This is a genomic window from Escherichia sp. MOD1-EC6098 (assembly GCF_002965865.1).
In the GTDB taxonomy this organism is placed as follows: domain Bacteria; phylum Pseudomonadota; class Gammaproteobacteria; order Enterobacterales; family Enterobacteriaceae; genus Escherichia; species Escherichia marmotae.
Genome location: NZ_PTSN01000016.1, coordinates 70,379 through 92,329, shown reverse-complemented (window position 1 = coordinate 92,329; position 21,951 = coordinate 70,379). Strand labels below are relative to the sequence as shown.

General features: G+C 52.5%; 23 protein-coding genes. 20 read left to right on the top strand and 3 right to left on the bottom strand.

Annotation, left to right across the window (positions count from 1 at the left end; translation table 11 throughout):
• Positions 1-45: 45 nt before the first annotated feature.
• Positions 46-1,251: a type II restriction endonuclease gene (locus C0K55_RS17005; RefSeq protein WP_105283222.1), complete on the top strand. Its 1,206-nt coding sequence runs from the start codon at positions 46-48 to the stop codon at positions 1,249-1,251.
• Between the two features lie 63 nt (positions 1,252-1,314).
• On the opposite strand, the gene C0K55_RS17000 is transcribed toward C0K55_RS17005, so the two are convergent.
• A complete protein-coding gene (locus tag C0K55_RS17000; protein ID WP_105267006.1) occupies positions 1,315-2,739 on the bottom strand; it encodes a DNA cytosine methyltransferase in 1,425 nt (474 codons plus the stop codon).
• A 187-nt stretch (positions 2,740-2,926) separates the two neighbouring features.
• Positions 2,927-3,664, bottom strand: coding sequence for a flagellar basal body P-ring formation chaperone FlgA (flgA, locus tag C0K55_RS16995; protein WP_105267005.1), 738 nt, complete (start codon positions 3,662-3,664; stop codon positions 2,927-2,929).
• A gap of 81 nt (positions 3,665-3,745) precedes the next feature.
• Here flgA and C0K55_RS16990 point away from each other — a divergent pair, with 81 nt between their 5' ends.
• The 12 genes from C0K55_RS16990 to C0K55_RS16935 all read left to right on the top strand — a co-directional run bounded on the left by C0K55_RS16990 (position 3,746) and on the right by C0K55_RS16935 (position 15,023).
• Positions 3,746-4,081 (top strand): flagellar basal body protein, encoded by a 336-nt coding sequence (locus tag C0K55_RS16990; RefSeq protein ID WP_000512950.1) that lies wholly within the window; start codon positions 3,746-3,748, stop codon positions 4,079-4,081.
• Between the two features lie 2 nt (positions 4,082-4,083).
• A complete protein-coding gene (gene flgC, locus C0K55_RS16985; RefSeq protein WP_038355509.1) occupies positions 4,084-4,515 on the top strand; it encodes a flagellar basal body rod protein FlgC in 432 nt (143 codons plus the stop codon).
• Positions 4,515-5,228, top strand: a complete 714-nt coding sequence (locus tag C0K55_RS16980; protein ID WP_105267007.1) for a flagellar hook capping FlgD N-terminal domain-containing protein — start codon at positions 4,515-4,517, stop codon at positions 5,226-5,228. The genes flgC and C0K55_RS16980 overlap by 1 nt, the downstream gene beginning before the upstream one ends.
• Positions 5,229-5,506: 278 nt before the next feature.
• Positions 5,507-6,709: a flagellar hook protein FlgE gene (gene flgE, locus C0K55_RS16975; RefSeq protein WP_105267004.1), complete on the top strand. Its 1,203-nt coding sequence runs from the start codon at positions 5,507-5,509 to the stop codon at positions 6,707-6,709.
• A complete protein-coding gene (locus tag C0K55_RS16970; protein WP_105267003.1) occupies positions 6,709-7,446 on the top strand; it encodes a flagellar basal body rod protein FlgF in 738 nt (245 codons plus the stop codon). The genes flgE and C0K55_RS16970 overlap by 1 nt, the downstream gene beginning before the upstream one ends.
• Positions 7,447-8,020: 574 nt before the next feature.
• Entirely contained in the window at positions 8,021-8,806 is a 786-nt protein-coding gene (gene flgG / locus C0K55_RS16965; RefSeq protein WP_000990540.1) for a flagellar basal-body rod protein FlgG, read from the top strand.
• Between the two features lie 82 nt (positions 8,807-8,888).
• Positions 8,889-9,554 carry a flagellar basal body L-ring protein FlgH gene (gene flgH, locus C0K55_RS16960; protein WP_038355506.1) on the top strand — a complete coding sequence of 222 codons (666 nt, stop codon included), beginning with the start codon at positions 8,889-8,891 and terminating at the stop codon, positions 9,552-9,554.
• A gap of 14 nt (positions 9,555-9,568) precedes the next feature.
• Complete coding sequence (locus tag C0K55_RS16955) at positions 9,569-10,669, top strand: flagellar basal body P-ring protein FlgI (protein WP_123058155.1); 1,101 nt, start codon at positions 9,569-9,571, stop codon at positions 10,667-10,669.
• Positions 10,669-10,968 carry a rod-binding protein gene (locus tag C0K55_RS16950; RefSeq protein ID WP_105266753.1) on the top strand — a complete coding sequence of 100 codons (300 nt, stop codon included), beginning with the start codon at positions 10,669-10,671 and terminating at the stop codon, positions 10,966-10,968. Before C0K55_RS16955 ends, C0K55_RS16950 begins: the two co-directional genes overlap by 1 nt.
• A gap of 740 nt (positions 10,969-11,708) precedes the next feature.
• Positions 11,709-13,085, top strand: a complete 1,377-nt coding sequence (flgK, locus tag C0K55_RS16945) for a flagellar hook-associated protein FlgK (protein WP_105225063.1) — start codon at positions 11,709-11,711, stop codon at positions 13,083-13,085.
• Positions 13,086-13,099: 14 nt separating this feature from the next.
• Positions 13,100-14,029 carry a flagellar hook-associated protein FlgL gene (flgL, locus tag C0K55_RS16940; protein WP_105225062.1) on the top strand — a complete coding sequence of 310 codons (930 nt, stop codon included), beginning with the start codon at positions 13,100-13,102 and terminating at the stop codon, positions 14,027-14,029.
• A 16-nt stretch (positions 14,030-14,045) separates the two neighbouring features.
• Positions 14,046-15,023 (top strand): flagellar hook-associated protein, encoded by a 978-nt coding sequence (locus tag C0K55_RS16935; protein ID WP_105266754.1) that lies wholly within the window; start codon positions 14,046-14,048, stop codon positions 15,021-15,023.
• A 58-nt stretch (positions 15,024-15,081) separates the two neighbouring features.
• Here C0K55_RS16935 and C0K55_RS16930 read toward each other — a convergent pair whose 3' ends face one another.
• On the bottom strand, positions 15,082-15,936 hold the full coding sequence (locus C0K55_RS16930; RefSeq protein ID WP_123058156.1) for a winged helix-turn-helix domain-containing protein: 855 nt from the start codon (positions 15,934-15,936) through the stop codon (positions 15,082-15,084).
• A 485-nt stretch (positions 15,937-16,421) separates the two neighbouring features.
• Between C0K55_RS16930 and lafA the strand changes: the two genes are divergently transcribed.
• The 7 genes from lafA (at position 16,422) to C0K55_RS16895 (ending at position 21,939) form a co-directional block, all read left to right on the top strand.
• On the top strand, positions 16,422-17,336 hold the full coding sequence (gene lafA / locus C0K55_RS16925) for a lateral flagellin LafA (protein WP_038355499.1): 915 nt from the start codon (positions 16,422-16,424) through the stop codon (positions 17,334-17,336).
• A gap of 289 nt (positions 17,337-17,625) precedes the next feature.
• Complete coding sequence (gene fliD, locus C0K55_RS16920; protein WP_105266756.1) at positions 17,626-18,942, top strand: flagellar filament capping protein FliD; 1,317 nt, start codon at positions 17,626-17,628, stop codon at positions 18,940-18,942.
• 22 nt (positions 18,943-18,964) lie between these two features.
• Positions 18,965-19,357, top strand: a complete 393-nt coding sequence (gene fliS, locus C0K55_RS16915; protein WP_038355497.1) for a flagellar export chaperone FliS — start codon at positions 18,965-18,967, stop codon at positions 19,355-19,357.
• 4 nt (positions 19,358-19,361) lie between these two features.
• Positions 19,362-19,673 carry a hypothetical protein gene (locus C0K55_RS16910; RefSeq protein WP_038355496.1) on the top strand — a complete coding sequence of 104 codons (312 nt, stop codon included), beginning with the start codon at positions 19,362-19,364 and terminating at the stop codon, positions 19,671-19,673.
• Positions 19,670-20,728 carry a flagellar hook-length control protein FliK gene (locus C0K55_RS16905; protein ID WP_105266757.1) on the top strand — a complete coding sequence of 353 codons (1,059 nt, stop codon included), beginning with the start codon at positions 19,670-19,672 and terminating at the stop codon, positions 20,726-20,728. Before C0K55_RS16910 ends, C0K55_RS16905 begins: the two co-directional genes overlap by 4 nt.
• A gap of 7 nt (positions 20,729-20,735) precedes the next feature.
• Positions 20,736-21,203: a flagellar basal body-associated FliL family protein gene (locus tag C0K55_RS16900; protein ID WP_038355494.1), complete on the top strand. Its 468-nt coding sequence runs from the start codon at positions 20,736-20,738 to the stop codon at positions 21,201-21,203.
• Between the two features lie 19 nt (positions 21,204-21,222).
• Positions 21,223-21,939, top strand: coding sequence for a FliA/WhiG family RNA polymerase sigma factor (locus C0K55_RS16895; protein WP_038355493.1), 717 nt, complete (start codon positions 21,223-21,225; stop codon positions 21,937-21,939).
• The last annotated feature ends 12 nt before the right edge of the window (positions 21,940-21,951 follow it).

The following is a 21,951-nucleotide window of genomic DNA, read 5'->3' as shown; positions in this document are numbered from 1 at the left end:
TGGAAAAATCCGAATCGGATACTATATGAAAATTAAGGATGTCTTATGTCAGGGTTACAAGATTGGCTGCTTGATAAGGTCGGTGGTAACAACTATCTCTATATTAAACGTCTTTCAGCAAACGATACTGGTGCTACGGGAGGGCATCAAGTGGGGGTGTATATCCCTTCCGGTATCGTTGCTGAACTTTTCCCATCTATAGATCATACGTCAGAAAAAAATCCTTCAGTTTTATTGCGCGCAACTTATTCTTCTCATGAATGTGCAGACAGTGAGGTTCGCGCTATTTACTACAATAATAAATATTTCGGGCAAACAAGAAATGAAAAACGTATCACTCGGTGGGGAGCTGGCAGTCCTCTACAGGATCCGGAAAATACAGGTGCTTTATCTGTGCTTGCGTTTGAACATGAACCAGGAAGAGATAGCAAAAGTGTAGATGTATGGGTTTGTGTAAGCCCAGAAGAAGAGGATGTACTGGAATCTGCCGTTGGGGAGATCATTCCTGGAACTTTAATGTTTGGGCCTGCCAGCGAAATACTTGGTGTACTCGCATCAAGGCCAAAAATCTCTCAAAAGGAATATGTTATTCCGGAAAGCTGGAAACAGAACTTTCCTTCTGGCTTAGAGATCATTCAATATGCAGCGGGTTATTATCCAGTAGGCGTAACCAGTCCAGATGACCAACTTTTAGAACGCCGCCGTATTGAATATGATCTCTTTCTAATGGTTGAAGAAATTCATGTGCTGGACATTATTCGTCAAGGATTTGGTTCTGTAGATGATTTTATAGGTATGGCTAACTCTGTTAGCAATAGAAGAAAATCTCGAGCGGGGAAATCTCTGGAGCTACATCTTGAGCATATTTTTATTGAGCATGGACTACATCATTTTTCAACTCAATGTATTACTGAAGGAAAAAAGAAACCCGATTTTCTTTTTCCATCAGCGGCAGCTTACCATGATGATCACTTTCCCACAGAAAAACTCCGCATGCTTGCTGTAAAAACAACATGTAAGGATCGGTGGCGACAGGCACTCAATGAAGCAAATAAAATCAATAATATATATTTGTTTACATTGCAAGAAGGTGTCTCTATTGCACAATTTAACGAAATGAAAGCTGAGGGAGTTACCTTAGTTGTTCCTTCTCCTCTTCATAAAAAATATCCTGAGGAAATAAGGGGGGAATTATTAACATTAAGTGATTTTATCTCAGAGTTAAAAAATATTTATAAGGATTTAGTATAATCTCAATATATATTTAGAGGCCTTTAATAAAGGCCTCGCATTAATGAATGCTAGTTATTATTTTTAATCGTTAAGAACACGAGCATTGACCGCCTTTTGTATATATGGTTCTAGCAATCTTGCGACAGCTTCAAATACTGGAACTATAACTGAATTTCCAAATTGTCTATAGGCCTGTGTATCTGATACAGGTATTCTAAAAGGCCTTCCACCTGGTTTTTCAAAACCCATGAGTCTTGCACATTCGTGAGGTGTCAGTCTTCTTGGGCGGTTCTCTTGATTCGCTGGATTACTAAAATCAATTTCACCGACAGCTTTATCCCAGCCACGATCGATCAGTATTTCAGAACCATCTTTATGGTAACGAGCAGACAGCGTCCGTGCGATACTATCTGGATTTTTAGGATCAACTAAACCAAAACCAAATCCATTCCCTTTTGCTGCATGTTTCTTTGCATAATTGTAAAGATATTCCCATAACCTCGGGGTCAGAATATATTTTTTGTCAACATCATGATCTAATAATTCACCAAATGTTGGTCTGTTTTGAGGGTAAAAATGGTTAATGTTTCTTAACGTAAAATCATTGTGAATATTAAGATCTCTACGAAATCCTACCAACACTATACGCTCACGATGTTGGGGCAAAAAATGTTTGCCATCTATAATTTTGGGATCATCCGAACCAGTAACACCAGCATCGGCGACTTCATATCCTAATTCATCGAGTGTTTCCATGATGACTTTAAAAGTCTTACCTTTATCGTGACTTTTAAGGTTTTTCACATTCTCAAGCACAAAAATAGCTGGTTTTTTTGATTTAATAATTCGAGCGACATCAAAAAATAGAGTTCCTTGTGCCTCACATTCAAAACCATGTGCACGTCCTAGCGAATTTTTCTTGCTTACCCCTGCCAGGCTAAAGGGTTGGCATGGAAAACCGGCCAAAAGGACATCATGATCTGGAATATTTTTGTCTATATGATTATAGGCATCTACTTCGGAAACATCATCTCTATCACTTAAAGTGACTTCTCGTATATCAAGATTAAATTTATGATTTAGTTCATCATTAAACCAATTAGCTTTGTAGGTTCTTACCGCTTCTTTATTCCATTCGCTGGTAAAAACACACTGTCCACCAATATTTTCGAAACCTTTACGAATACCACCAATCCCTGCGAATAAATCAATAAAACGAAATGTGTAGTTAGGATGATGTTCAGGAGGTTCTGGAAGCATCTTGCGGAGTAAAGTTTCCTCCGCAGAAGTTAATTGCTTAGGATTACACTTCCCATTTATCCAACGGTTAAGTGTTTCTCTGCTCCATTCATTTTTTCCTAGTTTTCGTAGAAGTTCTGCAACATATTTTTGATCATAGATTTCAAGAACCTTTGAAATTAATTCTCGATCTTTTTCTTGTCGCTTTTTCTCGTCTTCTTCTGATTTTAAAAGAAGATCTTTCACGAGTAATTCAAATTCAGACATAGCACCCCCATAGGTCTTATTGGTGATACAATATCACTCATTTGACCCAGATGAAATAGTTACCATCTGGATATTTAAACAGTAGTGATTGAATGCTCAATAATTATCCAAAAGACACGATGAAATTTGTCAGAAAGTCATAATATTGGGAGATAGTCATACATATGCTACGCGGTATCGAAGCAAATTACTCCGCGCTTACCGTCGTCACCATACCGCTTTCCGCCACCCTCGCGCTGATGACCCGCTGGCTGTTGGCATTGCGCACTTTCACCATCTCGCCTTTGCGGCCATTTTTCAGCGCCACGCCGGGCATTGAGGCGGTGATCCCCGCGCTCTGGTAAACAATCATCACCGGCTGATCGCGCTCGACCAGCACTGGAGAAACCAGCTCTTCTTTGGTGAGCGGTTTACCCGGTTGCAGCGCGTGCTTACTGCTTAAACCAATTGCGTCATTGAGCTCCATCAACACATCCCGCCGCTGGGCGCTGACGTTGTAGGGCTTCAACTCCACATCATTTGCCGTAAGCGGCGTGTCGCGGGCAATCACTGACTTTGCCATCACCACCGGCACCCGCACATCCGGGCGTACCGCCACGTTCATCTGCCAGTTTTGTGGGCAACTGACGGTGAAGTTCATCCGGTTGAGGGCGATGTCTGCAGGCGAAGTCAGTGTGACGCCAGGTGTCGTAGCACAGGGCGTGGCGGTCGCAATCTGCGAGGGAATGTAGACGTTAAAGGTGTAGCGATAGTCATGCCACTGCCGCTGTTGCGCCAGTGATTCAATCTGCTGGCTGGCGGCGTTCAGTACCTGAGCGTTGACTTGTTCCCGCGCGGTATGTTGCACGGGATGGACGGCGGCGTAGCCCGGTAAGGCCAGCGTCAGGAGGAAGAACATCTTCCGCCCGCAAAATTGAAAACTCATAAACCCTTTCTCTTCAGTAACTTAAAAAATGGCACGGCGATTGCTTAGCGTATGCGGATTGAAGCAGGAGTGACGCAAGAAATGGGGATCAGTTTTCAACAAGCATTGGGAGTGCATCCGCAGGCAGTGAAGTTACGTCTTGAGAGGACCGAGCTACTGACTGCGAATCTGGCGAATGTCGATACGCCAAATTTCAAGGCTAAAGATATTGATTTTGCCAGGGAGATGCAACGGGCAAATAACGCGGCGGTGGATGTCCAGTACCGCGTGCCGATGCAGCCGTCGGAAGATGGCAACACCGTGGAACTGAACAGCGAACAGGCGCGGTTTTCACAAAATAGTATGGATTATCAAAGCAGTCTGACCTTTCTGAATCTGCAAATCAGCGGCATCAGAGAGGCCATTGAAGGGAAATAAGCATGTCTTTTACTGATATCTATCAGATTTCTGGTTCAGCGATGACGGCGCAAACGCTGCGTCTGAATACCGTTGCCAGTAACCTGGCGAATGCCAATGCACCCGCCAGCAGCGAGGCGCAGGCGTATAAAGCGCGTAGCCCGGTGTTTGCCGCGGTGTATCACCACAGTTTGTTGGCGGGAACGCATCGCCACGCGATCGACGGTGCGAGCGTACAGGTGCAGGACGTGCTGCAAACCGGCGGGGCGGTGAAACACTATGAGCCGCATTCGCCGCTGGCCGACGCCAACGGTGATGTCTGGTATCCCGACGTCAACGTGGTGGAACAGATGGCGGACATGATGTCGGCCTCGCGCGATTTTGAAACCAACGTCGATGTGCTCAACAACGTGAAAAGTATGCAGCAAAGCCTGCTGAAACTGGGAGAAGCATGATGAATACCCTGGCGCTGAATGCGCAATCGCCGCAGCCGACCGCCACGGCGGAAAACAACACCGTGGCGGCCAGCGATACGCAAAGCAGCAGCGATAGCTCGCCCGTCGATACTTTCCTGACGCTGTTTGTCGCGGAGATCCAAAACCAGGACCCGACTGACCCGACCGACGCTACCGAATATATCGACCAGCTTTCGTCGATGGCGCAGGTGGCGATGATGGAAGAGATGAGCGTGCAGGCCAACACCAACGCGGTGCTGATGAGCAACATTCAGGTGATGGCGCTCGGCAACCTGGTGGGTGACGACATTATGGTGCAGACCACCGCCTTGCAGGTGAGCGACCAGACCATTAACGGCCGCGCGACGCTGGACGACGCCTGTACTACCGCCGATCTCCACTTTACCGATGCCGCAGGCGATGACTACACCGTCTCGCTGATCCCGGAGGGCAGTTCTTCCGTGGGGCCAGGCCAGGTCGATTTCTCGATTAATCCGGCTGATTACGGCATTCCGCCGGGTGATTACGACGTTTCGGTGGTGACCAACACCGGGGAAGAAGAGGTGCCGATTGAAGTCTCCGGCGAAGTGGAAGATGTGCGCATCCCGCTCGACGGTAGCTCTCCGGTGCTCAACGTTGCAGGCGTGGGCGAAGTGCCATTCACCATGATTAGCCAGTTTGGCGTACCCGATACCGACAGTGATGTAGCGTGATGACCGGTGCCAAATTGCCTGATGCGCTTCGCTTATCAGGCCTACATGAAACTGCAATGTATTGAATCTGCATGGTTTTGTAGGCCGGATAAGGCGTTCACGCCGCATCCGGCGTTAGGTGCAAGATGCCTGATGCGACGCGTGCGCGTCTTATCAGGCCTACGAGTCCACGCATATTTTTATGTTTGCACCCATATGTAGGCCGGATAAGGCGTTCACGCCGCATCCGGCAAAACAACGGGCACGCTGTCAAAAATTTGAATTAACAGGAAGAAACAATGAGTTATGAAATTGCCGCAACGGGGCTGAATGCCGTTAACGAACAGCTCGACGGGATCAGTAACAACATCGCCAATGCCGGAACGGTGGGCTATAAGTCGATGACCACCCAGTTTTCAGCCATGTATGCCGGAAGCCAGGCAATGGGCGTCAGCGTGGCGGGTACGGCGCAGAGTATTTCGCGCGGTGGTTCGCTGGTCTCCACCGGTAACGCGCTGGATCTGGCGATTAACGACGACGGCTTTTTTGTTACCTGCGACAGCGCGGGCAATATCTCTTATACCCGTGGCGGCTCGTTTGAAACCGACAAAAACGGCTATATCGTTAACGCCTCGGGTGATTACTTGCAGGGCTATCCGGTCGATGATAGCGGCACCCTGCAAACCGGCACGGTCACCGATATCCAGATAAAAACCGGCAATATTCCGGCGCAGGCCAGCAGCAGCCTGACTTTTACCGCCAACTTCAACGCCAGCGACGCGGCTATCGATCGCACCACCGTACCGTTCGACCCGGCCAACAGCAGCTCGTATACCGACAGCTACACCACCACGGTGTATGACTCATTGGGTAACGAACACTCGGTATGCCAGTACTTCACCAAAACCAGCGATAACACCTGGGAAGTGCAGTATACCTTCGATGGTCAGCAGCAGACTGGCGTTCCGGCGACGACATTAACCTTCGACCCGAATACCGGGAAACTAACCTCGCCCACCACGCCGCAGGCGATTGAGTTTCAGACCGATGCCGCCGCCCCCATCGATTTAACCGTCAATTACTCCACCTGTACGCAATACGGCTCTGACTTCTCGGTCACCACCAATTCCGCCAACGGCTACGCCTCCGCAACGCAAAACGGTGTGCAGGTCGATGACGATGGCAAAGTTTACGCCACCTACAGCAACGGCGAGCGCATGTTGCAGGGTCAGGTGGTGCTGGCAACCTTCCCGAATGAAAACGGTCTGGAGGCGGTGAGTGGCACCGCGTGGGTACAAACCGGGGAATCGGGTACGCCGCTGATTGGCGTTCCTGGTTCCGGCACCTGCGGCACGCTGTCGTCGGGCGTGCTCGAAAGCTCCAACGTCGATATCACCAGCGAACTGGTCAACCTGATGACCGCCCAGCGTAACTACCAGGCCAACACCAAAGTTATCGCCACTAGCACGCAGCTCGATGACGCGCTGTTCCAGGCAATGTAATGGATCGCTTGATTTATACCGCCCTGAGCGGGGCTTCCCAGACTTTGTACGAGCAGCAAATTAGCGCCAACAACCTGGCGAACGTCAACACCAACGGTTTTCGTGCCGACATGGCGATGGCGACCAACGACAAGGTGAAAGGCGGCGGCTTCGACACGCGCTATATGGCGCAGGAAGGGGCCAGCGGCGTGAACGACAGTACGGGTGTGGCGGAGAAGACCGAACGCCCGCTGGACGTGGCGATTCAGGGCGCGGGTTACATTGCGGTGCAGGATAAAAACGGCAACGAAGTCTATACCCGCAACGGCAACATCCAGCAGGACGACCAGGGGCAACTGACCATCGACGGCAATCTGGTGCTGGGAGATAACGGGCCGATCATTCTGCCGCCGAACGCCATCGCCTCGTTTGGCAGCGACGGTACGCTCTCGGTGACGCCCGATGACGGCGATGTGACCGCGACGATGGATATCGACCGCCTGAAGCTGGTGGATATTCCGGCCGCTGACCTGGCGAAAAACGGCGAAGGGATGCTGGTGACTGCCGATGGCGTTCTGGCTCAGCGCGATGAAAACATCAAAGTCAGCGGCGGTTTTCTGGAGGGCAGCAACGTCTCGGCGGTGAGCGAGATGATGTCGTCTATCGCCATGAACCGTCAGTTTGAAGCGCAGATCAAGATGATGAAAACCGCAGAAGATATCAGCGACGCGGGCAACCGCTTATTGCGCGGCTCGTAACCGCACATCGTAGGCCGGATAAGGCGTTCACGCCGCATCCGGCAATTATGCGCGGTGCCTGATGCGACGCTTTGCGTCTTATCAGGCCTACAAGCCTGTGCCCAAACCGTAGGCCGGATAAGGCGTCACGCCGCATCCGGCAATTATGCGCGGTGCCTGATGCGACGCTTTGCGTCTTATCAGGCCTACAAGCCTGTGCCCAAACCGTAGGCCGGATAAGGCGTTCACGCCGCATCCGGCAATTATGCGGCGGTGCCTGATGCGACGCTTTGCGTCTTATCAGGCCTACAAGCCTGTGCCCAAACCGTAGGCCGGATAAGGCGTCACGCCGCATCCGGCAATTATGCGGCGGTGCCTGATGCGACGCTTTGCGTCTTATCAGGCCTACAAGCCTGTGCCCAAACCGTAGGCCGGATAAGGCGTTACGCCGCATCCGGCAATTATGCGGCGGTGCCTGATGCGACGCTTTGCGTCTTATCAGGCCTACAAGCCTGTGCCCAAACCGTAGGCCGGATAAGGCGTTCACGCCGCATCCGGCAATCGGCGGCAGAAAAACAACACGGAATTTACCACCATGAACGCAGCATTATGGATCAGCAAAACCGGCCTCTCGGCGCAGGATGCTGAAATGAGCGCGATTGCCAACAACATCGCCAACGTTAACACCACCGGCTTCAAGCGCGACCGGGTGATGTTTCAGGATCTGTTCTATCAGACCCAGGAAGCGCCGGGCGCGATGCTCGACCAGAACAACATCATGCCGACCGGGCTGCAATTCGGTAGCGGCGTGCGCATTGTCGGCACTCAGAAAACCTTCACCGAAGGCAACGTCGAAACCACCGACAACGCGATGAATGTCGCCATTATGGGGCAGGGATTTTTGCAAGTGCAAAAGGCCAACGGCGATATCGCCTATACCCGCGATGGCAACTTGCAGGTGAACGCCGACGGCGTGCTGACCAATTCGCAGGGCTTGCCGTTGCAGCCAGAAATCGACGTCCCGGCGGGGGCGACCAACGTCGCTTTTGGTGAGGACGGTACGGTGACGGCGATCTTACCCGGCGACAGCGATGTGACTGAGTTAGGGCAACTGACACTGGTGAACTTCGCCAACCCCGCAGGGCTTTCCGCCGAAGGTGACAACCTGTATCTGGAAACCGCCGCCAGCGGTCAGCCGACCGAGGGCGTGCCGGGCGAAGATGGGCTTGGCACCTTGCAGGACAACGCGCTGGAAGGCTCGAACGTGGATATCGTCAACGAAATGGTGGCGATGATTACGGTGCAACGCGCTTACGAGATGAACGCCAAAATGGTCTCGGCGGCGGACGATATGTTGCAGTACATCAGCCAGACGTTGTAAGGCGAAATGTCGGATGCGACGCTGACGCGTCTTATCCGACCTACCAGGGCTCATAACTCTTTGTATTTTAAACAGGCAGAACGTGAAAAATTATCTCTGGCTGGTGGCGCTGCTTCCCCTGCTTAGCGGGTGTGAATCGCAGGCCATTCTGGTCAAAAAAGACGACGCATACTTTGCGCCACCGAAAACCGAAGCGCCACTCCCGGCTGACGGGCGTGCCGGAGGCGTGTTTGAAACGGGCTACAACTGGTCGCTCACCGCCGATCGGCGGGCTTATCGCGTGGGCGATATTCTGACGGTGATCCTCGAAGAATCTACCCAGTCGAGCAAACAGGCGAAAACCAACTTCGGCAAAAACAACACCGTTGATATTGGTGCGCCGACGATTTTTGGTCACACCAAAGATAAGCTTTCCGGCTCCATCGACGCCAATCGCGACTTTGACGGCAGCGCCACTTCCCAGCAGCAGAACAGCCTGCGCGGAGAGATCACCGTTTCTGTCCATGCGGTGCAGCCCAACGGTATTCTGGAAATTCGCGGCGAGAAATGGCTCACCCTCAACCAGGGCGATGAGTACATCCGTTTAAGCGGCCTGGTGCGCGCCGACGACATCCAGAATGACAACTCGGTTTCCTCCCAGCGGATTGCCGACGCTCGCATCTCCTATGCCGGACGCGGCGCGTTAAGCGACGCCAACGCCGCAGGCTGGCTGACGCGGTTGTTTAACCATCCTCTGTTCCCGATTTAATGCCGGAGAGTGCAATGCAAAACTGGATAAAAATGGTGGTGGTAGCCGTAAGCCTGGCGCTGCCCGGCGTGGTGCTGGCGCAATCGCTGGAGTCGTTGGTTAACGTGCAGGGCGTGCGTGAAAACCAACTGGTCGGCTACAGCCTGGTGGTCGGCCTTGACGGCACCGGCGATAAAAACCAGGTCAAATTCACCAACCAGACCATCACCAATATGCTGCGCCAGTTTGGCGTGCAACTGCCGAATAAAATCGACCCGAAGGTGAAAAACGTCGCGGCGGTGGCGGTGAGCGCCACGCTGCCGCCGATGTACTCGCGCGGGCAGACCATTGATGTCACCGTTTCGTCGATTGGTGATGCGAAAAGTATTCGTGGCGGCACCTTGCTGCTGACCCAATTGCACGGCGCGGATGGCGAAGTTTATGCCCTGGCGCAGGGCAGCGTGGTGGTGGGCGGGATGAACGCCACCGGAGCCAGCGGCTCGAGCGTGACGGTTAATACGCCAACCGCCGGGTTAATTCCCAACGGCGCGACGGTGGAACGCGAGATCCCCAGCGATTTTCAGATGGGTGACACCATCACCCTCAACCTGAAACGTCCGTCGTTTAAAGATGCCAACAATATTGCGGCGGCGATCAACGCCTCGTTTGGCGGCATTGCCATCGCGCAGAGTTCTACCAACGTTACCGTGCGCGCGCCCACCAGCCCCGGCGCGCGGGTGGCGTTTATGTCGCAACTGGACGATGTGCAAGTGCAGGCGGAGAAAGTCCGCGCCCGCGTGGTGTTTAACTCACGTACCGGCACGGTGGTGATGGGCGATGGCATCGCGCTGCACGCGGCGGCGGTGTCGCACGGTAGTTTGACCGTCTCGATTAACGAAACCAGCAACGTCAGCCAGCCGAACGCCCTTGCGGGCGGGCGCACGGCGGTCACGCCGCAAAGCAATATCGCGGTGAATCATGCGCGTCCGGGCGTAGTCAGTTTGCCGGAGTCCAGCAGCCTGAAAACGCTGGTCAATGCGTTGAACAGCTTAGGCGCAACGCCGGACGATATTATGTCGATTTTGCAGGCGCTGCATGAAGCGGGCGCGCTGGATGCCGACCTGGAGGTGATCTGATGAAAGTGAACGCCAGCAGCGGGATTGACGGCAGCGACGCATTAATGGGGCCGAAGGTTCAGGCCAATGACATCAAGCAGGCCGCGGAACAGTTTGAGGCGATCTTTTTACGCAACATGCTGAAAGAGATGCGAAAAACCAATGAGCTTTTCGATTCGAAAGATAACCCGTTTAACAGCGATTCGGTGCGCATGATGCAGGGGTTTTATGATGATGAGTTGTGTAACACGCTGGCGCAGCAGCACGGGATTGGCATTGCGGCGATGATTGTGAAGCAGTTGTCACCAAAGCATAAATGAGGCTCCGGCGTTTGGTGCCTGATGCGCCGCTGTCGCGCCTTATCAGGCCTACGAGTCCGCACATATTTTTATGTTTGCGCCCGTATGTAGGCCGGATAAGGCGTTTACGTCGCATCCGGCGTTCGGTGCCTGATGCGCCGCTGTCGCGTCTTATCAGGCCTACGAGTCCGCACATATTTTTATGCTTGTGCCCGTATGTAGGCCGGATAAGGCGTTTACGCCGCATCCGGCGTTCGGTGCCTGATGCGCCGCTGTCGCGTCTTATCAGGCCTACGAGTCCGCACATATTTTTATGTTTGCGCCCGTATGTAGGCCGGATAAGGCGTTCACGCCGCATCCGGCGTTCGGTGCCTGATGCGCCGCTGTCGCGTCTTATCAGGCCTACGAGACCGCACATATTTTTATGTTTGCGCCCGTATGTAGGCCGGATAAGGCGTTTACGTCGCATCCGGCGTTCGGTGCCTGATGCGCCGCTGTCGCGTCTTATCAGGCCTACGAGTCCGCACATATTTTTATGCTTGTGCCCGTATGTAGGCCGGATAAGGCGTTCACGCCGCATCCGGCGTTTGGTGCCTGATGCGCCGCTGTCGCGTCTTATCAGGCCTACGAGACCGCACATATTTTTATGTTTGTGCCCGTATGTAGGCCGCATCCGGCGTTTGGCACCTGGTTTACGGAACTTAAGAATCCCCATCTTCACGCCGCTTTTAACCGGCACGATTTACCGGTAAGGATCCAACATGGACATGATCAACATCGGCTACAGCGGCGCATCAACGGCGCAGGTGGAGCTGAACGTCACGGCGCAAAACACCGCTAACGCCATGACCACGGGCTATACCCGCCAGGTGGCGGAGATCAGCACCATCGGCGCCAGCGGTGGTTCGTCGAACAGCGCCGGTAACGGCGTGCAGGTCGACAGCATTCGCCGCGTCTCTAACCAGTATCAGGTGAATCAGGTGTGGTATGCCGCCAGCGATTACGGCTATTACAGCACCCAGCAAGGGTATCTTAGTCAACTGGAAGCGGTACTGAGCGACGATAACAGCAGCCTGAGCGGCGGTTTCGACAACTTCTTCGCCGCCCTTAACGAAGCGACCACCAGCCCTGATGATTCCGCCCTGCGCGAGCAGGTGATCAGCGAAGCCGGGGCGCTGTCGTTACGTATCGATAACACGCTGGATTACATCGACTCGCAAAGCACGGAAATCATCAGCCAGCAGCAGGCGATGGTGTCGCAAATCAATACGCTCACCAGCGGCATCGCCAGCTATAACCAGCAAATCGCCCAGGCCGAAGCCAACGGTGATAACGCCTCCGCGCTGTACGACGCTCGCGATCAGATGGTGGAAGAACTCAGCGGAATGATGGATGTGCAGGTCAATATCGACGACCAGGGCAACTACAACGTCACCCTGCAAAACGGTCAGCCGCTGGTGAGCGGGCAGCAAAGCTCAACCATCGCGCTGGAAACCAACGCCGATGGCACACCGACCATGTCGCTGACTTTTGCCGGAACCACCTCGACGATGACCACCGACACTGGCGGTTCATTAGGCGCACTGTTTGATTATCAAAACGATGTGCTGACGCCGCTGACCGACACCATCAACAGCATGGCGTCGCAGTTTGCCGATGCGGTCAACAACCAACTGGCGCAGGGCTACGATCTCAACGGTAACCCCGGTGAGCCGCTGTTTATTTATGACGCCAGCAACGCTGATGGCCCTCTGACCGTTAACCCGGATATCACCGCTGATGAGCTGGCGTTTTCCAGTTCGCCGGACGAAAGCGGTAACAGCGACAACCTGCAGGCGCTGATCAATATCTCTACCGAACCGCTGGAAATCGACAATCTTGGCAGCGTGACGGTCGGGCAGGCGTGCTCGTCAATCATCAGCAATATCGGCATCTACAGTCAGCAAAACCAGACGGAAGTCGATGCCGCGTCTAATGTCTATTCCGCAGCGCAAAATCAGCAGAGCAGCGTCAGCGGCGTCAGCATGGACGAAGAAGCGGTGAATCTGATCACTTATCAACAAATTTATGAAGCCAATCTGAAAGTCATTTCCGCCGGCGCCGAGATTTTCGATTCGGTGCTGGAAATGTGCAGCTAAGCGGGAGCGTGAGAATGCGAGTAACCACCCAACAAACCTACGTCTCGATGACGCAAAGCTTTAATAATCTCTCCGGCGACCTGGCGCATGTGGTCGAGCAGATGGCAACCGGCAAGCAGATTTTGCAGCCGTCGGACGACCCCATCGCCGCCACGCGCATCACCCAGTTGAACCGCCAGCAGTCGGCTATTGAGCAGTATCAGAGCAATATCGACTCCGCGTCGGCGGGGTTAAGCCAGCAGGAGTCGATTCTCGATGGCGTCAACAACAGCCTGCTGGCGGTGCGCGACGACCTGCTGGAAGCGGCGAATGGCACCAATACCGCCGATTCGCTCGCAAGTCTCGGGCAGGATATTGAGTCACTCACCGAATCAATGGTCGCGGCGCTGAACTACCAGGACGAAGACGGGCACTACGTGTTTGGCGGCACTATCAACGATCAGCCGCCGATCGTGGCGGTAGATGATGATAGCGATGGCGTCACCGACAGCTACAGTTATCAGGGCAACAGCGATCACCGCCAGACTACCGTGTCAAACGGCGTGGACGTGGATACCAACGTGGCGGCGAGCGATTTCTTCGGCAGCAACTTAGACGTGCTTAACACGCTTAATTCCCTGTCGCAGGAGCTGCAAAACCCGGACGTTGACCCGGCAGATCCGCAGGTGCAGAGCGATATTCAGAACGCCGTTGATGTAGTGGACACCGCCTCGGACGACCTCAACGCCTCGATTGCTTCACTTGGTGAGACGCAGAACACCATGTCGATGTTGAGCGATGCGCAGACCGATATCTCCACCTCCAACGATCAGTTGATTGGCTCTTTACAGGATCTCGATTACGGCCCGGCGTCGATCACCTTTACCGGACTGGAAGTGGCAATGGAAGCTACCCTCAAGACTTACTCGAAAGTGAGTGAGTTGAATTTGTTCAGCGTTCTCTAACTCTTTCAGGAACAGTATGCAGGTCGGACTTACATCTTCATCACTCGCCACCGGCGGCGCGCATAGCGCTGCGGTATCGTCGTCAACCGTTGCGCCCACTCAGGCGGTGCGGCAAAAGCTCCCGGCGACGGCGAGTGAATATCCGGCTTCGCCGCTGATTACCACTCGCCCGCAGCGTTACAGCGTACAGCTTAATGACCAGCTCACCACGTTGCAGCAGGCGGATCATTATCTCGGGCAACTGGAGCAGAAGTTGCTCGATTATCGTCATAGCCAGCGTAAGGGTGGGCAGGCGCCGAGTTCAGCGCTGATGCAGATGCTGGACAAACGCACTACTCTTTCTGGCGGTGCGGTGGACCGCCAGTTGCAGCCGGTGTTACAGGGGGCAGCGCGGGTGGCCTTTCACTCGCCGGATCTGGCGAATCTCGTGCACAATCCCACGCCGGGAACGCGGATGTTCAGCGTCTCTGACGGGCGGCAGACCCAGCTTGCGGCGGTGATGCTGTCTGAGGATGACAACACCGGGCAGTATCAGACGCGGCTGACCAACGCTTTGCGCCGCGTGGGCGTGCAGATGCATCAGCAGGCAGACGGCATCAGTTTTTCCGCCACCGAAAAACAGTGGCCTCATATTGAACGCACCTTAAGCGTGCGCACCGATGGCGATAAGTCGGCGTTTATTCTGCTGAAAACCTTTGCTGAACCCTCTGAGGCCGAGCGTTTAACGCAAAGTTTGCAACAGGGCGGGGCGGGGATTTCTCACATATTAGAAAACATTAACCAGCAGCGCGCCCAGATGGCAGTGCAGCAAGAAAAAGCGCGGCAGTTGATCGACGGCATGTCGCGCTTCCCGCAAACAGAAAATGCGGTGCAGGCGTCGGAGAATCTCGGCGGCGTGCTCGACAGCGCCAATCATAACTATCAGGTTTTATTGCAGGCGGTGAACGGCCAGGCGCGAATTTCCAGCCAGACGGTGAGGAATTTATTGGGGTAATTATCGGTAGGCCGGATAAGACGCCTTTAGCGTCGCATCCGGCATATATTGGTACTCATCAGCACTTCTGCACAGTATTTAATAACTTCTCTAAATTCTGATACATCGCGCTACTAATATCGCTATTCTGCCAGCTTTCCACATTAAAGGTTAATTGCCAGCTTCCGTTGCACTGGTTACGCAGAACGATATCACTCTCCAGTCGGTCACGAACATATTTATAATAAGTTGTCATGGTCATATTGTGCGCTGACAATAAATTATCTAATTTTTCTTTTCCTGGAGTGAGAGTTTGTGAAAGTAATGGCGCAGTATTAGTCCCCCCATCAGTGCTAAGATGAAATATCTTTATTCGCGGACTATTGACCGTTTCTTTAATCAGTTGCGGCGTATCAGGCATATTTTTATCGTAGCTATAACCTACGGTTGAGCCAACGGCGATGGCAACAGTTAACATTGTCAGCCCCAGCACATAATTACGTTTTTTACGGGCGGGGAGTAATGGTGTGGCGGGTAATGTTTCTTCGTCACGAACAGGTGAAACAACTTCCTGCGGTTCAACTGCAATATTCAATGTTTCAGCCGATGCTGATGCAGGTAAGGAAATATATTCTTTATTACACAGATAACCTTTCTTCGGAATGGTTTTAATAATGTTCTGTTGTTTACCATCATCGTCAATAGCAACACGTAAGGCGTGGATCGCCGTAGGAAGGCTGTTGCCGCCAACAATGCGGTTTTTCCACACTTCGGCACATAAATAAGATCGCGATAAAACCGTCTCGGCATTTTTTGCTAATGTTTCCAGCAAAATAAAATGGTATTCGCCAAGACGACGCATTTCACCCGTTTCACAATGAATTAAGGCATTAAGCGACGGGTCCATCCGCCAGTTGTTGATAATAATACTCATAGTTGAGTTTACCTTAGCAAGGGATAAATGTTTCCTGATAGTACGCTGCATTAAGCAGGGTCTTATACATCCTTGAGAAGATGATTTTACTGCGTGATAATTAATGTTTAATGGTAATAGGATTATTCTTAATCTCTATATGACGTGAGAATGTAACGAAATGACTGGCGAGTCACAATAGTAAAATGTGTGTTATTTGCAACGCAATGTAAATATTAGCATCAGTTCGTTGGGTAATAATCAATTTTTCTGCTGATAATCTGAGTGATAACAATCAGTTGGCGATGACATGTTTTGTCACCTGGCCATGTAGCATATATTGCTAATAATCTTTTTATCTGAATTTAGGTTCTGCTTTTTTTAGCTAAAAGTGGCATTCGATAAAATGGACTGAAAAATTTTTTATGGTCATTTTAAGTTTGCTCATGGGATGTCGTTTTTACAGGGTATCGAAACGAACACGATTAATCCCAAGGAGCAGTATCATGTTATCTATGAATACCAATAACGCCTCAATGGCCGCCGTTAATGCAATCAGCAAAAGTAGTTCTTCTCTTTCTACTTCTATGGAACGCCTGGCGACCGGTAACCGTATTAACTCTTCAGCAGATGATGCCGCGGGCAAACAGATTGCTAACCGTTTGACGGCACAGTCCAGCGGTATGGGCGTTGCGCTGAGCAACATTAACGATGCGACGGCGATGCTGCAAACCGCAGATAGCATGTTTGATGAAATGTCTGATGTGCTGGGTCGTATGAAAGATCTCTCCACCCAGGCGGCGAACGGCACTTACAGCGACGACGACCTGCAGGCGATGCAGGATGAATACGACGAACTGGGTCAGCAGATGTCTGACATGCTGCAAAATACTACTTATGGCGGCACCAACCTGTTCGGTGTTTCCGGCACCAGCAACACCGGCACTGACGGCCTGTTCCAGAGTGCGGTGACTTTCCAGGTAGGCGCGGAGTCTTCCGACACCATGACCGTGAACATTTCAAGCCAACTGAACACGCTGGTGACGGATCTTTCTGCTATCAGCAACTCCTTTAGCGCGGATCAGGCAGACACCACGGGTACTGCGGGCGTTTCTGGCGGTACTGAGCTGACTGCGTCTGGCTCGGCCAACCAGATGATCACCAGCATTTCTACCGCGATGGATGACGTTTCGCAGATCCAGTCCAAGCTGGGCGCGTCTATCAACCGTCTTAACGACACCGCCAACAACCTGACCAGCATGCAGGACAACACCGAAGTGGCGATCGGTAACATTATGGATACCGACTACGCGACGGAAGCGTCCAACATGACCAAACAGCAGGTGCTGATGCAAACCGGCATCACCATGCTGAAACAGTCCAACAGCATGTCCAGCATGGTTTCCAGCCTGCTGCAGTAATGGCGGATTGCCGGATGCGGCGTAAACGCCTTATCCGGCCTACAAAGTATTGCAAATTCAATATATTGCAGAAATCTTGTAGGCCTGATAAGCGCAGCGCATCAGGCAATGTTGCGTTTGTCATCAGTCTCAACACCGCCTGCGGGCGGTGTTGTCCTTTCTGCGGCAGGCACTCTTCCGCCAGACCGGAAATGGTCTTTCCGCCTGTTTTTCAATTAATTGATTATTCACATAAAAATTATTGGCACGCCTTTTGCCAATAATCTGACATCGTAATCCGGAGTCATCAATGATTAACCCAAGAACCATTGCGCAAGAAATCGCGTATGCCGATGTTGCCACTCAGGCAGCAAATTTGCAGGAGAAGCAGAGCGAGCTGGATGCTGAAAGCAGCGGCCTGGACTCGCTCAGCTCGGCGTTGAGCGATTTTCAGAGTGCTGTCGATGCGCTGAACAGCGATACCGACGGCCCGGTGACTTTTGCTGCTTCCAGCAGTAATGACTCCGCCACCGTTTCCGCCAATTCCCAGGCGCAGGGCGGAAGCTACTCGTTTTATGTCGAGCAACTGGCACAGGGGCAGCAGACCACGTTCAGTATGGGCGACGACGCCTTTTCCGCCACCGGCACTTTTGAACTGACGATGGGCGACAGCAGCATGGATATTGATCTATCGGCGGCGGATCAGAACGGTGATGGCGATGGTTTTATCGATGCCAGTGAGCTGGTGAATGCGATTAACGACTCCGATGACAATCCCGGCGTTTCGGCGGCACTGGTAAAAACCGACGGCACCACCACCATTATGCTCACCTCCGAAAGCACCGGAGCACAGAGCGCGTTCTCGGTGAGCGTGACCGGGCATGATGCCAGCAACGATAGCGCCAGCGCGCCCGTTGCCACGGATGTTTCCTCCGCCCAGGACGCGATTATTCATCTCGGCAGCGCCACGGGGCCGACGATCACCAACAGCAGCAATACATTTGATGATGTGATCCCCGGCGTCACCATGACGTTCACCGAAGTCAGCGATTCTGACAGCGATCTCACCACCTTTAACATCAGCGAAGATTCCAGCGCCAGCCAGGAGAAAGTACAGACCTTTGTTGATGCCTATAACACTTTGATCGATACGGTTGATTCGCTGACCACCCACGGTGATGACAGCAGCAGCGCCGGGGTCTTTGCGGGTGATGCAGGACTCAGTTCACTGGCGAACCAGCTCGATGACATCGCCCATGCCAGTTACAACGGCGTGTCGATTGTGGATTATGGCATCACCCTCGATTCTCACGGTCACTTGCAGATCGACTCCGACCAGTTCAACGACGAAATGGCGAAAAACCCGGACGGTCTGACGTCAATTTTCGTCGGTGACAACAGCATGGTGGCGCAGATGGACGACCTGATTAACACCTATACGGACTCCAGCAACGGCATCATCACTCTGCGCCAGCAGAACATTGACGATCAGATGAGCAAAATTCAGGACGAAAGCGATCAGCTTACCGATACCTATAACGCCAACTACGACCGTTATCTTGAGGAGTACACCAACACACTGGTTGAGGTGTACACCATGAAAGCCAGCATGGCGGCATTCGCGTAACTCACAAGGAATATCCCTAAAGATGTACGAAGTACAGGATGGCTATTCGCAATATAAAGAGATTGACCTTGCGGCTCGCACTGCTGCGGCGTCACCTCTCGAACTGGTACTGGTGCTGTTTTCTGGCCTGATGGATGAGCTGGAACGCGCCAAAAGCCACATTGAAGGGCGACGTTTCGAGAAGAAAGCCCAGAGCATCAACAAATGCATCGATATTCTCAATGCGCTCACCAGTTCGCTGGAGTTTGAAACCGGCGGCGAGCTGGTGGTGAATCTTTCGCGTCTGTATGACCACTGTGTTTATCGTTTGTATGAGGCCAGCGGCGAACTGTCGGCAGAGAAAATCGATGAAGTGATGCTGATTTTAAGCAACCTGCGCGAAGGCTGGGAAGGGCTTTCGGGCAAGCTGGGTTAACGCAATGGAAAAAGAACGCAGGCAACTTTTCGCGCTGGTTACGGCGATGAACGAAGCACTGGATAAACAGCGCTGGCGACGCCTTCCGGTGCTGCATCAGCAGTTGATGCGCCAGTTTCATGTCTATGAAGAGGCTGAAACTGACGCTGCACAATTGCGTGTGGTGAAAGCGCAACTTCATGCCGCGTTTAGCGTATTGATTGCCCGACGCGAGCAGAGAACTGAAGTGCTGAAAGCACGCATGGAGAGACACCAGCAACATCAGGAAGGCGTGCTGGCCTACTCAATTGTTAATTTACTTTCGGAGAAGCCATGAATCCGGCATTGCTTGCCACGCTTGGAACGCTTGCGCAAACCGCCGCGCTGAAAACGGACATTTTGCCGCCGGTGAGCGGTGAAAACGTACCTGCTTTTACCCTGCCGAAAATGGCGGTGGCCGCGGTGGCGGAGCGCGTTCATAGCGCTAAATCCCCCCAGCAACAGGTGACGCGCCCGCAGGAGAGCGATCCGGCAGCGATGCAGGCGCTAATGGCGCTGTTACTGCCGCAACCTGCCGCGCCGCATCAGGACACGCCGCAGCCGCGAAACGTGGTGACATCTCCGGTTATCCGGCAACTGACGAAAGCGGCGGCGCAAAACACACCGCAACACCCGATGCAGCAGGAACTCACGTCGTTACCACCGCAATTACAGGAGCTGGTCAGCCAGTTGCCGCAGGCAAAGCCTGAACAGCAGGCCAGACTGGCAACTTACGCCAGTGAAGATTTACGCACCATTGCGCCGGTGCAACAGCGCACGCCCGCTAAACCAGAACGCGCGAAGCCTGAGCCGACCCGTGTGACCACGCGTCCTCCAGTAGAGCGTAAAAGCGATAAAGCAGCAGAAACAGAACCCGTCATTTCGCGCGTTGTGTTGCCAGTTAAAACGCCGGAACGGGTCAGCGATCATCAGGAGATTGCCACTAAACCTGTCACCCTCTCGATGGACGAGCTGGGCGAAAAATTGACGACGCTTTTGAAAGATCAGATCCATTTCCAGCTCAACAAACAGCAGCAGATCTCGACAATCCGCCTTGATCCACCGTCGCTTGGCAAGCTCGAGATCGCTGTGCAACTGGATAGCGGCAAACTGACGGTGCATATCGGCGCTAACCAAAGTGAGGTTTGTCGCGCGTTGCAGCAGTTTAGCGACGATCTTCGCCAGCATCTGACGGCGCAAAATTTTATGGAGGTGAACGTGCAGGTCTCCTCCGAAGGGCAGTCGCAGCAGCAACAACAGTCGGGCCATCAGCAGGAGGAGGTGAGTGCCGCCTTACAGCTTGATGATGAGCCTCAATTTCAACAAAACGAATCCGTTTTGATCAAAGTGTAAAAGCAAGATGAAGAGAATTGTGGTGGCAGGCGTGGTCAGTGCCGTTCTGGCGTTGGTGGTAGGAGCCGGGGCAGGATGGGGAGTCTGGCATCATTATGCCGGAAAAGGAAAACCGACTGCCGTAGCGCGGATGGAATCGGTGGAAACGATGGATGAAAGCAAAAGCGTGTTTGTGACGTTGCCGGAAACCATTGTCACTCTGCATGACAACAACGGCGCGGATCATTATTTGTCGGCGGAATTAGTCATGGTGGTCGCCAGTGATAAAGAGGCCGAAAAAATAAAACATCAGGAGCCGCTGTATCAAAGCATTGCGGTTGAGTGCCTGACGGAAATGAAATTTGAAGATTTGCGTGGCATGAAAATATCGGCCATCCGCAAACTGATCTCTGATGCGCTAAAGAAAGATCTTCAGCGTCGCAAAATGAGCACACCGTATAAGGATTTGCTGGTGAAAAAAGTAGTCTTCCAGTAATCACCAGACGGATATAAACATGCTACAGGACGTATTCGAGTCAGAAGAATTTACTGCCGCGCCGCTATTAACCCCGCAGCAGGAGAGCCACTATTTACAGGCCTATTTACCGCTGGTGCGCAAAGTGGTGCGGCAACTCGCGCCGCAGTGCAACTGCATTATTGACCGCCAGGATATGGAACAAACGGCGTTAATGGGGCTGCTTAATGCCATTCGTCGCTACGGGCTGCCTGATGAAGGTTTTGCAGGTTATGCCGTGCATCGAATTCGCGGCGCGATCCTTGATGAGCTGCGTGCGCTCGACTGGCGACCGCGGCAGTTGCGGCAGAAATATCATCAGATGAAAGACCTGATTCGTGAGACGCGTAAAAAACTGGGGCACGAACCAGAGTGGCAGGAACTGGTTCGCGAGGGCATTTCTCATGAAGATTATCTCGAATATCTTCAACTGGAAGGTGCGGAAACCCTCGCCAGTCTGGATGAATTGCTTGGCGTTGAAGGCCACAGTATCCCGCTTGCCGGAAGAGAGCTGGAAGAACAAATCATTACCCAGCAAATGCTGCAACACGCGCTTTCACAATTGAGTGAAAAAGAGCAACTGATCCTCTCTATGTATTACCAGCATGAGATGAATCTCAAAGAGATCGCGCTGGTATTAGGACTGACCGAAGCCAGAATTTGTCAATTGAATAAACAGATCGCGCAGAAAATTCGTGATTTTGTCTATCCGAATTAAAGTGAAAAAATT